General features: G+C 51.8%; 9 protein-coding genes and 1 pseudogene. 1 reads left to right on the plus strand and 9 read right to left on the minus strand.

Translation table 11 applies throughout. From position 1 onward, the window contains the following. Nucleotides 1-55: 55 nt before the first annotated feature. The 7 genes from NC856_RS15885 to cmoM all read right to left on the minus strand — a co-directional run bounded on the left by NC856_RS15885 (nt 56) and on the right by cmoM (nt 10,858). Nucleotides 56-703 carry an MBL fold metallo-hydrolase gene (locus tag NC856_RS15885; RefSeq protein WP_264091429.1) on the minus strand — a complete coding sequence of 216 codons (648 nt, stop codon included), beginning with the start codon at nt 701-703 and terminating at the stop codon, nt 56-58. A 101-nt stretch (nt 704-804) separates the two neighbouring features. Beyond that, nucleotides 805-1,353, minus strand: a complete 549-nt coding sequence (locus NC856_RS15890; protein ID WP_264091430.1) for a YcbK family protein — start codon at nt 1,351-1,353, stop codon at nt 805-807. 180 nt (nt 1,354-1,533) lie between these two features. After that, entirely contained in the window at nt 1,534-3,273 is a 1,740-nt protein-coding gene (ldtD, locus tag NC856_RS15895; protein ID WP_264091431.1) for a L,D-transpeptidase, read from the minus strand. A 332-nt stretch (nt 3,274-3,605) separates the two neighbouring features. Beyond that, nucleotides 3,606-8,045, minus strand: coding sequence for a chromosome partition protein MukB (gene mukB / locus NC856_RS15900; protein ID WP_264091432.1), 4,440 nt, complete (start codon nt 8,043-8,045; stop codon nt 3,606-3,608). Next, nucleotides 8,042-8,770, minus strand: a complete 729-nt coding sequence (mukE, locus tag NC856_RS15905) for a chromosome partition protein MukE (RefSeq protein ID WP_264091433.1) — start codon at nt 8,768-8,770, stop codon at nt 8,042-8,044. The genes mukB and mukE overlap by 4 nt, the downstream gene beginning before the upstream one ends. After that, complete coding sequence (gene mukF / locus NC856_RS15910; RefSeq protein WP_264091434.1) at nt 8,751-10,076, minus strand: chromosome partition protein MukF; 1,326 nt, start codon at nt 10,074-10,076, stop codon at nt 8,751-8,753. Before mukF ends, mukE begins: the two co-directional genes overlap by 20 nt. Continuing rightward, on the minus strand, nt 10,073-10,858 hold the full coding sequence (gene cmoM / locus NC856_RS15915) for a tRNA uridine 5-oxyacetic acid(34) methyltransferase CmoM (RefSeq protein WP_264091439.1): 786 nt from the start codon (nt 10,856-10,858) through the stop codon (nt 10,073-10,075). Before cmoM ends, mukF begins: the two co-directional genes overlap by 4 nt. A gap of 182 nt (nt 10,859-11,040) precedes the next feature. Here cmoM and elyC point away from each other — a divergent pair, with 182 nt between their 5' ends. Then, nucleotides 11,041-11,820 (plus strand): envelope biogenesis factor ElyC, encoded by a 780-nt coding sequence (gene elyC / locus NC856_RS15920; protein WP_264091435.1) that lies wholly within the window; start codon nt 11,041-11,043, stop codon nt 11,818-11,820. Here elyC and NC856_RS15925 read toward each other — a convergent pair whose 3' ends face one another. Both NC856_RS15925 and pelN read right to left on the minus strand, forming a co-directional pair. Then, nucleotides 11,821-12,714, minus strand: a complete 894-nt coding sequence (locus NC856_RS15925) for a YcbJ family phosphotransferase (RefSeq protein ID WP_264091436.1) — start codon at nt 12,712-12,714, stop codon at nt 11,821-11,823. 215 nt (nt 12,715-12,929) lie between these two features. Next, nucleotides 12,930-14,160, minus strand: a pseudogene (gene pelN / locus NC856_RS15930) (pectate lyase PelN); the annotation flags it as partial. Nucleotides 14,161-14,234 lie beyond the last annotated feature (74 nt).

Consider the following 14,234-nt stretch of genomic DNA (forward strand, 5'->3'; position numbering starts at 1 on the left):
TAACGAAAAAGCCGACAAATTAGTCGGCTTTTTTATGTATTTATTCTCTATAAAACTACCAAATCGCCGGTTCATCACGCACGAATGGGTTGGTTTTACGCTCCTGACCTAACGTCGAGATTGGACCGTGACCGGGTATGAACGTGACATCATCGCCTAAGGGAAATAACGTATTCTTGATCGAAGCAATCAACGCCTGATGGTCGCCCTGGGGGAAATCGGTACGCCCTACGCCGCCATTGAAAATCACATCGCCAACCTGAGCCAGCCGTGAAACCTGATCAAAAAAGACAATATGACCTGGCGTATGACCGGGACAGTGAAATACCTTCAGCGTGACATTACCTACATTGACCTTATCCCCTTCTTGCAACCAACGAGAAGGCGTTAACGGCGCACATTCATCCAACCCAAACATACGACTCTGCACCGGCAACCCTTCCAGCCAGAAGGTATCTGCAACGTGAGGACCAACAATCGGCGCCTGATAATGTTCCGCAAGTTCAGCCGCCGCACCAACGTGGTCTAAATGTCCGTGGGTCAGCAAGATTTGCTTTACGATGATGCCAGCGTTGGCGACCGCCCGTTTAATTTTTTCCGCCTCACCGCCGGGATCGACAATAGCGGCCTCGTTCGTCGTTTCACACCACAGTAACGTACAGTTCTGGCTGAACGCCGTAACAGGGACTATTTGATATTTCATACCGCTCCAGTTTAGAACAAACTGACAACCGCCGTTACATCAAATGCAACGGCGGTTGTCAGGGTAAATAATGTTGTGACATCCCATCATAACCAGAAATACTACCAGGTGCGCACCGGGCCGGTATCAATATGAACAAAATTGCTGCGGGGATAGTAACCCACTCCCCCGGCCCGCATTTTTAATGCCGCTTTACGCAGATTGGCAAGCTGAATACCTTCGATGTGAAAGTCCATAGCTTGTCCTTTCGTGTGATAGCTTTGTTTGGCCACGCCTTTGCGGTGCGCCCGTAGCTCATTATTGGTATCAATGGCCCGATAGCCGGAAATCAACTGTACCGGTTTACGTGTTTCCAACATCACTTGTAAACGGTATAGCTGATCAAAAAGGAGTGGATCAATCGCTTTAACTTTATTTGCCCGATAATCGCGGAAGAAGTGATTCAAACGGGACAGTTCTTCTTTAATGTAGTTTCTGCCATCGAAAAACTCTGCTTTGAGATGTTCGCCGGTATTTAGGTTATTCAGTATTAAAGTACGTGGGCGCGGTGTCGATAATGTGGCGAATACCTGACCGGGAAGCAATGTCATCCCTAATGCTACGCCACCCAGCGCAAGCCATTTGCGCCGATGATTGTCAATATGTTCCATAGAACGAGTTATCCTGGATAAAAACGGTATTGATGGGGTACACAAAATACACAATTTTGAACCTTAACTGGCTATGAAAAGTGAGTCAACCCGCTTTATCCACGTGTTTGACGGGGATCGCAATCATCCCCGGTGAGTAAAATCGATGTCCACAACGCTAAGTCACGCTATTTTCAATACTTACAGCAGTAATAATCCCGCTTTTGGCAGGATGTGCGTACCAGAACGCGCCGTAGCATCATAATTGTAAATATCTGTTCTGAACTGAGGTTTGCCATCCTCTGCCACCCATGCGGTTAAATAGTACAAGCTGACCGGGATACGGTGCTTCATCGGCACATAGGTGGTATTGCCCTGATCCAGCGTTGAAGAGATGCGCGCGTTATTCCAGCCGGCATCCTGCAATAGCATCCCCGCCAGTTCAGATGCCTTGTTAACGCGCACACATCCCGAACTCAGCGCCCGGATATCACGCTGAAACAGATTATGATTCGGCGTATCGTGCAGATAAATGGCTTCTGAATTCGGCATATTGAACTTATAGCGTCCCAACGAGTTATTGGCGCCAGGCGCCTGACGCAAACGGTAAGGAAAACGCTCTGGCGAAACCATCGGCCATTCAATCATTGACGGATCAATCTCTTCCGAATCCTGACTCCAACCGGACAGCACAGTGTAACCGTGACGCTGCAAATAACCAGGGTCCTGAATCACCTTGGGAATAATATCCTGCCGCGTCAGCGAAGTGGGAACATTCCACGGCGGGTTGACCACCACATTATAGAGCGAGCTACGCATCAAAGGCGTTTTACGTTTAGGTTGCCCCACAATCACCCGCGATGACAATCGTTCAGCGCCATCCTGATAGTAAATCAGCGAATAATTGGGGATATTCACCATGATGCCGGTGTTGACATTGTCCGGCAGCAAACGCAACCGCTGGATATTTAACGCCAGCAATGTTGCCCGCATCTGTGGTGAGACATTCAGCCAGTCGCGAGTTCGTTTACCGATCACGCCGTCAGCCGCCAGCCCTTGCCAGTGCTGGAAACGTTTGACCGCCTCAACCAGTTCGCCGGTATAACGGTTCTCCGGGTTTATGGCGGTGTTGTCAGCAATTGTCGCTTCCTGCTCTGAGCTTGACGAAGGATCACTAAACAGCGCAATATTTTGTGTCGCCGTTAACATGCCGGTGCGTTGCAATATTTCTCGCAGTACCGCTAATTCCTGACTTTGTTGTTCAGGACGCAGTGTTTCAGTGGAATTTAATTTCGGCCAGGGGCGATTATCCATCAGCATATTTTTCAACGCATCATGCATCTTGGCATATTGCGAATGCTGAGGCGCCAGAGAAGCGATATATGCCGCGCTGCTCCCTGAACTCACTGACTGTTGCCATTGATCCACCACGCTGGCCGAGGGGGATTGCAGACGATAAGGCACACTGCTGTACAACCAGCTATTGCCATTGCGCTCAACCTCGGAAACAAACTGCAAATATCCCAGCATGGCATCGGATAATACAATGTCGCGAGCAAAACCGGTGATTTGCGGATCGGTCAGCCAGGTGATCCAAGTGGTAAACTGAGGCTGAACCCCGGCGATCGCTAACTCGGCCAGTTGTTGTTGAAATTGCTGCACGGCGCGGCTATCGGCCCACATGGGTTGCATAGCCTGAACAGCATATAATGATGACAGTTCGGAGAGATATTTCGGCGTCACCGATTTAGGCAATGCCGCCAATAAAGATGCCCTGCTTTGATCTGTTAAAACCGGCTCCGTCGAAACCGTCCCGCTGCCTTGTGCAACAGCCGCCTGGGGTAATGCTGCCAGTACCGAAAAAGAAGGAAGCAGGCCACATACCCAAATATAACCAGCGCTCCACAGTAGCCTCTGCATTTTTCGCTTATATAACAACATCCCGTTATCCCCTGTACGCATTAACACTCATTTCTTCCACGACAAACGGTTTTGATAGTGGAAATAAAATAACCGAATTCAATTATTGCAAAGAAAAAATTATGATTTTAAGTGGTGATATTCAATACGCCGAATATTCCCTTTCAGACTGGAATAATTCCTCCGTCTGTTCATCAGTATATAAAGAGAAAAATAATTTTGCTTCTCTCATCACTCGATTATCTTACTGGACTGGCGAGTTATTTATTATCGATACGCCAATCTCAATCACGCCCCAAAAGTAAAGCCGCTTAAAAAAGCGGCTTTATCATCCAATATCGGCAAAAAAGATGCTAAGAAGCCCGTTCAGCAATTTCCGGCGCGTCGCTTGCAAAACCACGTAAGCCCACCACATGCACATGCTCATGGTTTTGATGCACCTTGCGCACCAGCTTATATGTCGTGCCTTTTTCCGGGCTGATATTTTCCGGCGCGGCGATGATCAACTGCATTTCCAGACGATCACAGAGTTCGAACAAGGTCGCGATCGATTTAGCATCCAGGCGCGCCGCCTCATCCAGAAACAGTAAACGACACGGCGAAATATCTTTGCCGCGTAACCGCTTGGACTCTTCTTCCCAACTCTGAACCACCATGACCAGAATCGACATTCCCGTCCCAATCGCTTCCCCGGTTGACAAAGCGCCGCTTTCGGCACGTAACCAGCCATCGGCGCCACGGTTAACCTCAACTTCCATTTCCAGATAGTTACGGTAATCCAGCAGTTCCTCGCCAATGGTTTGCGGCGTCCGTTGGCCCATGTCGATTTCCGGGTTCAGCCGTTGATACAGCTTCGCCAGCGCCTCAGAAAAGGTCAGCCGGTTACTGTTGAACAGATCCTGATGGATCTCTTGTTGTTCCGCCAACACATTCAACAGCGTGGTATGCGTTTCACGCACATTTACGTTCAGACGCACACTTTTTACCTGACCAAACGCCACCGATTGCAGCCCCTGATTCAACATCCGAATACGGTTCTGTTCGCGCTGGATGGTCTTGCGGATAATGTTCGCCACGCTGCGTGAACTGATTGCCAGCATTTGTTCACGCGCCGTCAGTTCTTCGGTCAGACGATTAAGCTCGATTTCCATCTGTTCAATGGCTTCGACCGGATCATCAGTGCGGATGATATCCTGCCGGATACGTTCGCGCAGGTGCTGGTATACCGCGATATAAAACTGAATTTTACGCTCAGGACGCTTGGGATCTTCTGAAAGACGCAGGACATCACGCAGATGTTCGTTATCCGCTACCGCCAGACGCAAGGCGCCCAATGCCTTATCCGACATCGAGCGCAGTGCTTCGCCATCCATGTAGGCCAATTCACGGCGATGCAAGCGACGCTCCACGCCGTTATCTTTAACCAGACGCATCACTGCGCACCAACCCGCTTTCGCGCTGACCACCTGCTCACGCATCTGATGATAATCACGTTCCAGCTTACGCAGTTTCTTTTGCAGGCTTTCCATTTCCGCTTCGCAGAACGTGAGTTGTTTTTCCAACTGATTACGGCGCGAACGATTGGCGCTCAACGCGGCATGCAGTTCGTCGCGGCGCTGACGAGCACGCGATTCGGCATCAGGATCGGCGCGAACGCCAATATCCTCAAGCTCCTGGGTCAGTTCTTTCAGCATGTCGCGTTTGGCGTCATAGGCGCTTTTCAGTGAAGCCTGCAACTGACTGTATTGCGTCAACAGTGACTGATGCTGGCGCAGTTGCTCACGGGCTTTCGTCCGTTCGGCTTCCACCTGTTCCAGACGTTGACGCAGTTTGTCGTTCAAATCGCTGTTTTCGCTCAGCATTCCGACAGCATCGGTGTAGCTGAAATGTGCCCGACGCTGCACCACTTCCGTAAGGGAAAATGCCTGTTGTTTGGCGTGGCGCTGCGCATTCTGCGCCTGCGCATAGTCTTCTGTTAGCTGCTCATGCTGCTGTGGATCGTTTTGTAGCACCGAAATCATCGGCTCCAGTTTTGTCAACGTCGCGCCATGTTGCTGAATAAAACGCGCCGACTCTTCGGTTTCTTCTAACTCCGCGCGAATTTCTTCAACCCGATCATACAGGCTGTCATCGGCCAGCAGGCTGATGCGCGGGATCAACTTGTTCAGCATGGCGCTGAGTTCTTTTGCCTGTTCGTACTGCTGACGTTGCTGCTGATTTTCACCATCAAAGTTGGCGATAGCGCGCTCTAGCTCACCACGGCGGGAAGTTAAGTCGCGAATATCCGCTTCCGGGTCGTCGTCAAACGCGACGGCCAGATGCGTACCGATAAAACGGCTGAACGATTGATGTAAACGTTGCGTCTTTTGCACATCAAACGAGAGGGTCGCATACTGTTCCGCCAGTGCTTCACGCTCATCACGCAGACTTTCCAGCCGCATTTCACGCGCCGCCCGCCCAAACAGCGGCACCTCCGGGAAACGGGAATAGCGCCACTGACGCTCCGCGACTTTCACCACCACCGCGCGCTCCAGTTCCTCCACCGCAAACACGCTGTCGTCGAACGACTGCGGATCACCTTCGATCAGATATAAGTCTTCCGGGCAATCTTCCAGCCCCGCCAATTGTTCCCGCACCAGCGACAGATCCGCGACCACAATCCCATGCCGCGAAGGGCCGTAAAGCGCGGAAAAATAAGGCGCATCATCCAGCGTGACATCGTCATAAATCTCTGACAGCAGGACGCCACCAAAGCGCTCCGCCAACGCATTCAGGCGCGGATCTTCCGAACCGCCAGGCTGACTCAGCCGTTCGATCTGGGCTTCAATCTGGCGTTTGCGCGTCGCGATCTCATCGCGCTCCACCGTGGTTTCGCGCTCGCGCTCCAGCAATTGCTGCATGAACGCCGTCACCTGACGACCGTCCGCGAATGTTTCGCCGCTTTGCTCGCTCAGTTGGGTCAACGTTTCCTGCGCGGCCAGCCACACCGGTGCGCGAGCGGTCAACTGCTGAATACGTTGCTGGATCTGTTCCAGTTCCTGGCGCAACGCCATACGACGCTCGCCGGCCTCGGCTACCAGCGAGGACAACGATTCGATCTGCGCATCCAGTTCCTGTTGCAGGGAATCCAGTTCTTCCGGTTGGCAATCCTGCCCGTAGCGTTTGTTGAACTCCTGCAACAAGCGCTCGGCATCCTGCTGCTCACGCAGACGCTGCTCCAGTTCCGATAAACGCATCCGCAACGGTTGCACCTGCTCGGCCTGATAGCGCTGGGAAGAACTCTCGCGCAACAAATCGCGCGCCACCTGCCAGGCCTCGCTGCGACTGACCGCGCCGGCAATGCGGGAAACCAAATCATATGCCTGCTCAAACTGGCTATGCGCGGCATCGGCCACGCTCAGCTTTTGCTCAAGCATCAGCAACATTTCCGTGGCTTCCTGCTCTTTCGCCTGATAACTGTCCAGCCATTCATCAGCGTTATCCGCCGTCAGATCCGGCAATTGACATAAGGCGCGGGCGCGCTCCAGCGCTTGTTGCGCCTGCTGATACTGAATCGCACGCGTCTGCTGTACGTCCAGCGCCTGCTGATAGTCCGCCAACTGGCTTTTCAGTTCATCCACTTCCTGCTCGGCGGCATCGGCGCGCGCTTCATTTTCCGTCTGCTGTTCGCGCGCTTCTTCAACAATCTCATTTTGCTCTTCGAGACGGTAGCTAAGCTCTTCCAGATCCGCGTTATACCGCTCGATTTTTTCCTGTTGACGCAGCGCGGTCTGCACCAGATTCAGGTGATCGCTGGCCGCCTGATAATCCGTTTCCAGATCATTTTCCGCCCCGCTCTGTTCTTCCAGTTCACGCGCCATTTCTACATGACGATATTGCTCGGCGGAAAGCTGCTTACGGCTGCCGAACAGGTCGCGCCGCAGTTCCAGCGCGCTATCCAGATGAATTCGGCGTTCATTGGCATGACGCATGTAGTCGGCGGCCACATAGGATGTCGCTTCGGAAATCAAATGTTTGAACAGATCACGATCGGACTGGGTAACGCGAATCGCTTCCAGCGTCATGCGGTTTTCACGCAACGCCGCTTCCATATCCTGAAACGCCTTGCGCACCCCGCTGTTTTCCGGCAGCAGATAATCACGCAATGAGCGGGTAATGGCGCTGGAAATACCGCCATACAACGAGGCTTCAATCAAACGATAGAACTTGCTGCGGTCGGCGGCGGAACGCAGACGACGCGGCACCACCCCCAGATCAAACATCAGGGAGTGGTAATCGGTAATGGAATTGAACTGCTTGAACTGTACGCCTTCCATCTCTTCAACACGTTCTTTCAGTTCCGCCAGGGACAGCACCCGCGCCTGACGATCGCCCACCGTCTGGGTCAGCAATTGCGTTGGCTGCATTGAGGTGGGCAGCCCCTGAATGGTAAACGGTTTGATATCGACTTTGCGATCACGTCCGGCGACCTGCTGCAAACGAACCCCCACCAGCACGCGCTGATGACGGGAATTGACCACATCCAGCGTGGAATAACATACGCCGGCGCGCAATTTGCCGTGCAACCCTTTATCACGGGAACCACTGGTGGCGCCTGCTTCCGTGGTGTTTCTGAAGTGCAACAACGTCAGATCGGGGATCAAAGCCGTAATAAACGCCGCCATTGTGGTGGATTTCCCGGCCCCATTACCGCCCGACAACGTGGTGACCAGTTCATCCAGATCAAACGTGCGGGCGAAAAAACCATTCCAGTTGACCAGCGTCAGTGAGCGAAATTTACCGCGTTCAATCATTCCTGTTCATCCTCAATACTCTCAGGCGGGGTATCGTCTGTGCGATCATTTTCGTCGCTTTCATCTTTCAGTGACAGGTTGCCGTCAACCGGCATCGCTTCACCATCACGGATCATCCGTAATTGCGCCTCGCGCGCGTCATCGCCGCTGCGGACATCGGCGCCGAAACGGAACACCGACTCGGTGATACGAAACTTGCTGCCGTCGTTGCCCATAAAGTAGATCATCCCCAGCCTTCGCAAGCGATTCAGCGAGGTTCTTACTTTTTCCTGTAATTTCTGACGATCCAGATCGGAACCTGTTGAACGCTGATTAACCAGCTTGAGTAATTTGTTTTCATCCGCCAGGCTGAGCAACTCTTCATACAATTCCTGCTGGCTGAAAATCCCCTCGTGCGCCAAACGCTCCGGGCTAAGGTAGAGATAGCACAGAATTTTCCCCACCATCATATCCAGTTCGGACAGCACCGAACGCGGAATTAATGTGGTGGATCGCGGACGCAGATAGAAGAAACCTTCCGGCGCACGGATCAGTTCGACGTTATAGCGGCTGTAAAACGTTTCCAGTTCTTCCTGAAAATCCATCAGGAACGCATGGTTTTCCAACTCTTCAATGCCGATATGACGGCCTGAGCGTAGCTGACTGTCCAGCGTGGGAAACAGCATATTCGACAGCGCCGTGACCAGTCTGGCTGGCATGATATGTTCAATATTTGTCGATGACATGGGCCTGTACCTTGGCTCCGTAATCATTGATTACCTGCCACAATGCAGGCAATCCGGTGAAATCTGCTTCGGCCACGCCCAGACGCACCGCCTGGTCGACCACGATTCGGGCAACATCAAAGTGCTGGTAACGAGGATACTGCGCAAGATAATCGCGCATCACATCGCTTAAATTAAGCGGTATTTGCTGCTCTTTATATTTCTGTAACGACTGTTCGACCAACGCAATCAACTGCTCGCGTATTTCACTGAATTCTTCATATTCCAGATCGGGCGGCAATTCCCCGGTCACCTCGTCGCTGCGCAACGTCAACTCTTCATCGCGCATATCCAGCAGGCGATCGGCATTGGCGAAGGTGAGCGCCCAGGGGTGGTCAAAATAGCTTTGCAGCGACTGACGCAGGCGTTGGGCGAATACCCGGTTTTTATCCATATCAATGGCGGTACGGATAAATTTATGCACATGCCGATCATAGCCAATCCATAAATCAATGGTTTGCTGGCCCCAACTGACAATGCGATCAAGTTTGCCTTGCAGATCAAAGACCAGCTTATCGACAAACTCCAGATTGTGGGGATTATTGAGGATTGCGTCCTGAATACTCAGCAGGCTGGCCTGAAGCTTGTCACCCGCGGCCTCCAGCGTATCCTGCAACTCACGCAAAGTGCTTGAGGTTTCCGTCAGCAACTGTTCGCAACTGCTGATCGCCGCTCGCCAGTCCTGATTCAACAGCGCGGCAATATCCTCTTTCACGCCCTGTTGTTGCTCATCCATTACGCGCTGGGATAAATCGATACTGTCAAAAATTTCCGCGACCGAGTATTTCAACGGCGCGAACACATTGCGATGCCAATGAAACGCATCGCCGCCCTCTTGCGCCGCATCCGCCGCCCGGCTGAGCTCCTGAGCCACAATCGAAAGCTGCATGGAAAGGCGCAGCGCGGAAAACTCTCGCTGCCGAATATAGTAGTCGGTGATGCCGATGCCCAGCGGCGTCAGCCGATAGATGGCATGGCCTTCCGCCTGTTCGCTGGTAAAGCGGTTGAGCAATCGCTGGCGCACCAAATCGTTGATAGCGTTATTGGCACGAACCGTAATGGTTTCATTCGTTTGTTCAAATCCCTGACTGACATGGCGAAACGCATCAACCAGTTCGCCTTCGCTCATTTCACCATCCATCCGTTCGCCATTGAGCGTGGCTATCGCCAGTAAAAAGGCCAGCCGCTCAGTGGGAAGGGAAAGGGAAAAATCATTTTTTCGTGCCCAGGCGACCAGTTCGGGTACAGTCTGGGAAAAATCACTCATAATGCATCCTTCAAATGGGGTTTATGCGCCATGACATGGATATAACGACCCAAACTGACGAAGGGTTCCTGCCGGCAATAACGCTGTTCAAGCTCAAGAATCTCAGCAAAATTATCACGTTGTTGCTGTTTATTCTGCAAATAATCGTGAAATACCCGGACGCCGGTTTTACCGCTGATCGACAGCCCCATCGCTTCAAGCCACCCGTAAACCTGCTGAGGCTCCAGCGGATGATCCGGTGACAATGACCGTCGCTTACGCTTGGGCATTCCGGCCTGCACATAGGCAAAATTACCCAACACCATATTGCGCATCAGCAAACCGTGTTGGTTATAAAACATCAGGGATAATGCGCCCCCCGGCGACAGACACTCATTCAGTTTTTCCAGCGCCTGCCTCGGCTGCGCCACCCATTCCAGCACCGCATGAAACAATATCAGATCGGCGGGCCTTTCCATATATTGCGCGATATCCTGCGCGGCGCTTTGTACGAAACGCATATTGTGGATCACATTTTGTGTGGACGCCGCCTGTTTAGCGCGCTGAATCATCTCATCTGATAAATCGCACAACAAGACCTGATGTCCTAAAGCTGCCAGACGGCAGGCCATATGCCCCTCGCCGCCGCCCGCATCCAGAATATTCAATGGCCGTGCCGAAAACCGGTCGAGCAGACCTGCCAGATCCTGCCATAAAACCGCTTGTCGCAGTGTACCTTTGGTTGTGCCATAAATGTTCTGGGCAAATTTTTCTGCGATGTCGTTAAAGTTGCGATCCTGCATGGCTCTATGGTTCCGCATTAATGGTCCCGCATTAGTATTCAGGGCAAATAAAGAGCGCCCGGCAATATAGCAGCGCGGATGCTTTGACCTGCCATTTTCGCACAGGCTGACTTAGAATAAATCGTCTTACCGCATAATATCTGCCCGGTTGCGGTTTTTTCACCCAAAAGGAATGCCATTTTATGCTTTTCGCGCTAAAAAAATTTGTCGGCGGCCTGTTGCAGCCCCTTCCATTGCTGTTGTTGGTGATGGGCGTCGGCTTACTGCTGCTGTGGTTCACCCGTCGCCAACGCACTGGCAAAACGCTGATTCTGGCAAGCTGGCTTATCCTGATGTTGATCAGCATCCAGCCGATTGCCGATCGCCTGCTGCTGCCGCTGGAAACACGCTATCCTACCTGGCAAGCCGATCGATCTCAGGCCGATTATATCGTGGTGCTGGGCGGCGGCTATACCTATAACCCTGACTGGGCGCCCAGTTCCAACCTCATCAGCAACAGCCTGCCGCGCGTCACCGAAGGAATTCGTCTCTATCATGCCAATCCTGGGGCAAAAATGATTTTCACCGGTGCGGCAGCGCGCGGGAATCCGCTCAGCAGCGCTAAAACCGCGGCGCTGGTTGCCGAAAGTCTGGGAGTACCGCCACAGGATATTCTGCTGGTGGATACCGCAAGGGATACGGAAGAGGAAGCGGCCGGCACCGCGAAAATCGTCGGTTCGCAACCGTTCTGGCTGGTCACCTCGGCAAATCATTTACCGCGCGCCATGCAATTTTTCCAGGCGGCGGGACTTAATCCCATGCCTGCGCCAGCTAACCAGTTAGCCATCACCACCGCCCTTAACCCGTGGGAAAAAATCTTCCCATCAGCCTATTACCTCTCTCATAGCGAACGGGCCTGGTATGAAACCCTGGGGCGAATCTGGCAACGCCTGAAAGGAACGCAAACAACACCAGCGCAATAGCTACTCAAGCCAGGGCGCAAGCTCACGTGATGCGATATCGAAAAGTTGCCGATCCAGTTGTCCGGTGTGGATGTAGCGGGAAACCGCTTCCCAGATGACATACAACCAGCGCCGGTACACAAAGGATTCCGCCACCGGCGCTTTCTTCAGGTAGTGATATAACAACTGTTGCGGCATCCCTGACTCACAAAGCCGGAAAAGCTCATACTCTCTGGGCGCCCAAAGCATCATTCCTGGATTAATCATCGCCAGTAATTGATCGGTGCGAGCATCCTTCAACATACTACGTAACGAGAGATTGCCGTGTACCAACACACAACTGTCATGAAAATCATCAAATAACGCGGGTAATTCCTGACGGGAACGATACAGCAGGCTGCGATCGGCTTGTGTTAACAGCGGCGCGGTAATATTGAGCAGAGTGGACCACAACACTTCCAGACGTTGCTTATACCAGCTAACCCACTCGTTTTCCTGAGTGCTATCAACAGAGCCGACACAGCCATGGCTATCAATACGATGCCAGGCCAGCACATTCTCCACAATTTGATCCATCAGCAACGCCCAGCGCTGTGCAGTACGGGTCGGCGCTTCAACCGACACCCCGCGCAGGCGCTCGATCAGCAGCAGTTCTTTATAAGGCGCTTGCTGGGTAATGACCAAACCGTATACCGTAGGCAGACGAACATCGCCTTCACGCGCCAGCATGGACAACTTATACGCTTCCTGCTGAGCAACCCCCTGACATATATAACTTTTAGCGAGTAAAGGAATAGCATGACCTTCCTTATCGTACAAAGCATATAAATCCGCATAGGGTTGCTCGCTAATACGTTCAAGACGGCTCAGGCTTTCCCCTAATACCGCACTTAATTCCGCTTTCAACTGTTCCATAAACGGCAAACCCTCGACTGAGCAGAAGCGACCCGGTTGTCATGATGCGGTCAGCGGATGACAATTTCCCCAATGCAGATCAAATAAAACCAGATCAGTGGTACTCAGGTCGGGCGGGCAAAGCCGATGGAAAACACTTTCCCGAACGTAAACTGAAGCCGGATAATTGTCGTCCGCCATCAGACATTACGCGCAGAAAAGCGTGCGCAAACAACTTATTCGCGTTCGAATGCGCCCAGATCCGGCGCTGCACCTTTATAAGGTATTCTCACGTTGCCCCCTTTATTAATCAATGCGCTACCAGCAGCCAGATGCAAATTTTTCAGTACAGGCAAGCTGCCATTGGCTTGCCGCGGCGCATCCCACCTGCTAACCGAGACGCTCTCAAAATCGGCATCTGATACCTTGATGTTCAGATCCCATGAGTTATATCTCATGTTAGCACCCTTAGAATAAGAGAGTGATTTGCCGCCATAAGAAATGTTGTTACGCAATGTTCCAAGCCCAATCGCCTGGCCCCTGGCGTTAATGCCACGTAAATTGAAGTTCGGATTGTTTTTAAACCCCGTATTATTGAAAAAACATTCGCAACGGGATGGTGGTTAGCATAGAAACCCGCCGCCTTATTCCGAAATGCAACGGAATTACGCACCGTATGACTAACCGCATTTTTGACATATATGCCGCCGTATCCGCCTATTTTAAAGCCGTTGCCATTACCTGCGGCTAACGAGGTGGTGGTGCCCGGCAGATAACCATGTGACCAGGCCCAGGAATTCTCAATAACCACCGGGGAATAAGCATTAATCAGATCGAATCCGTCATCCGAATTTGACCATGCGCGACAGCCGCGGAAAATATTCCCCGGTTGATTAGCAGAAATATGAGCGCCAAAACCATCGGCGCTTTGGCCTGCGCCATTCGACGTCAGTGGATCATAATTATGGTGAGAATCGGAATTAAGGAACAGATTATTCGCGCCATTCTGCAAAAAAAAAGTTCGGCCCCCATAATATGGTGAATATTAGGCCGTTCAAAAATATTATTACTGCCTTTTATCCATACGCCCCATGATTCATGGTTACGCTTATTTCGCTGTGGAACGCCCGTAATTTCAAGCCCCTTCAACGAAATCCAGTTTGCCACGACATTGAATCCTTTAACCCGGCAATCATCCCGCATCTGACTAAAATCAAATACGGGTACTTCTCTATTATAAGCCCAATACTCAATCCGTTTATTCGCCGCGCCACTTTTACTTAATGTAATGGTATTTACTGTATCAGTCTGCGTCTTACAAACATTCAGCCCCTTGGTGAAGACATATTTCCCGCCGCGGATCCACAAACGGTCACCGGCTTTCAACGTCCTTTGCGCCCGGTCAATGCTTTTCCAGGGCGAACCTTTACTACCGTTGTTTTTATCATCGCCATTTGGCGCCATATACTAAATAACTTCGCAAAATAGTAGATCACCTGAAGGGAACTCAGTCCGAATTGTGCGATCTGATCAATCGCCAA

It is taken from the genome of Brenneria izbisi (assembly GCF_025840185.1).
Classification (GTDB): domain Bacteria; phylum Pseudomonadota; class Gammaproteobacteria; order Enterobacterales; family Enterobacteriaceae; genus Brenneria; species Brenneria izbisi.

What these genes read in the sequence shown, in the direction of transcription:
- NC856_RS15885 (WP_264091429.1), bottom strand. Translation starts at nt 703, where the DNA reads ATGAAATATCAAATAGTCCCTGTTACGGCGTTCAGCCAGAACTGTACG.
- NC856_RS15890 (WP_264091430.1), bottom strand. Translation starts at nt 1,353, where the DNA reads ATGGAACATATTGACAATCATCGGCGCAAATGGCTTGCGCTGGGTGGC.
- ldtD (WP_264091431.1), bottom strand. Translation starts at nt 3,273, where the DNA reads ATGTTGTTATATAAGCGAAAAATGCAGAGGCTACTGTGGAGCGCTGGT.
- mukB (WP_264091432.1), bottom strand. Translation starts at nt 8,045, where the DNA reads ATGATTGAACGCGGTAAATTTCGCTCACTGACGCTGGTCAACTGGAAT.
- mukE (WP_264091433.1), bottom strand. Translation starts at nt 8,770, where the DNA reads ATGTCATCGACAAATATTGAACATATCATGCCAGCCAGACTGGTCACG.
- mukF (WP_264091434.1), bottom strand. Translation starts at nt 10,076, where the DNA reads ATGAGTGATTTTTCCCAGACTGTACCCGAACTGGTCGCCTGGGCACGA.
- cmoM (WP_264091439.1), bottom strand. Translation starts at nt 10,858, where the DNA reads ATGCAGGATCGCAACTTTAACGACATCGCAGAAAAATTTGCCCAGAAC.
- elyC (WP_264091435.1), top strand. Translation starts at nt 11,041, where the DNA reads ATGCTTTTCGCGCTAAAAAAATTTGTCGGCGGCCTGTTGCAGCCCCTT.
- NC856_RS15925 (WP_264091436.1), bottom strand. Translation starts at nt 12,714, where the DNA reads ATGGAACAGTTGAAAGCGGAATTAAGTGCGGTATTAGGGGAAAGCCTG.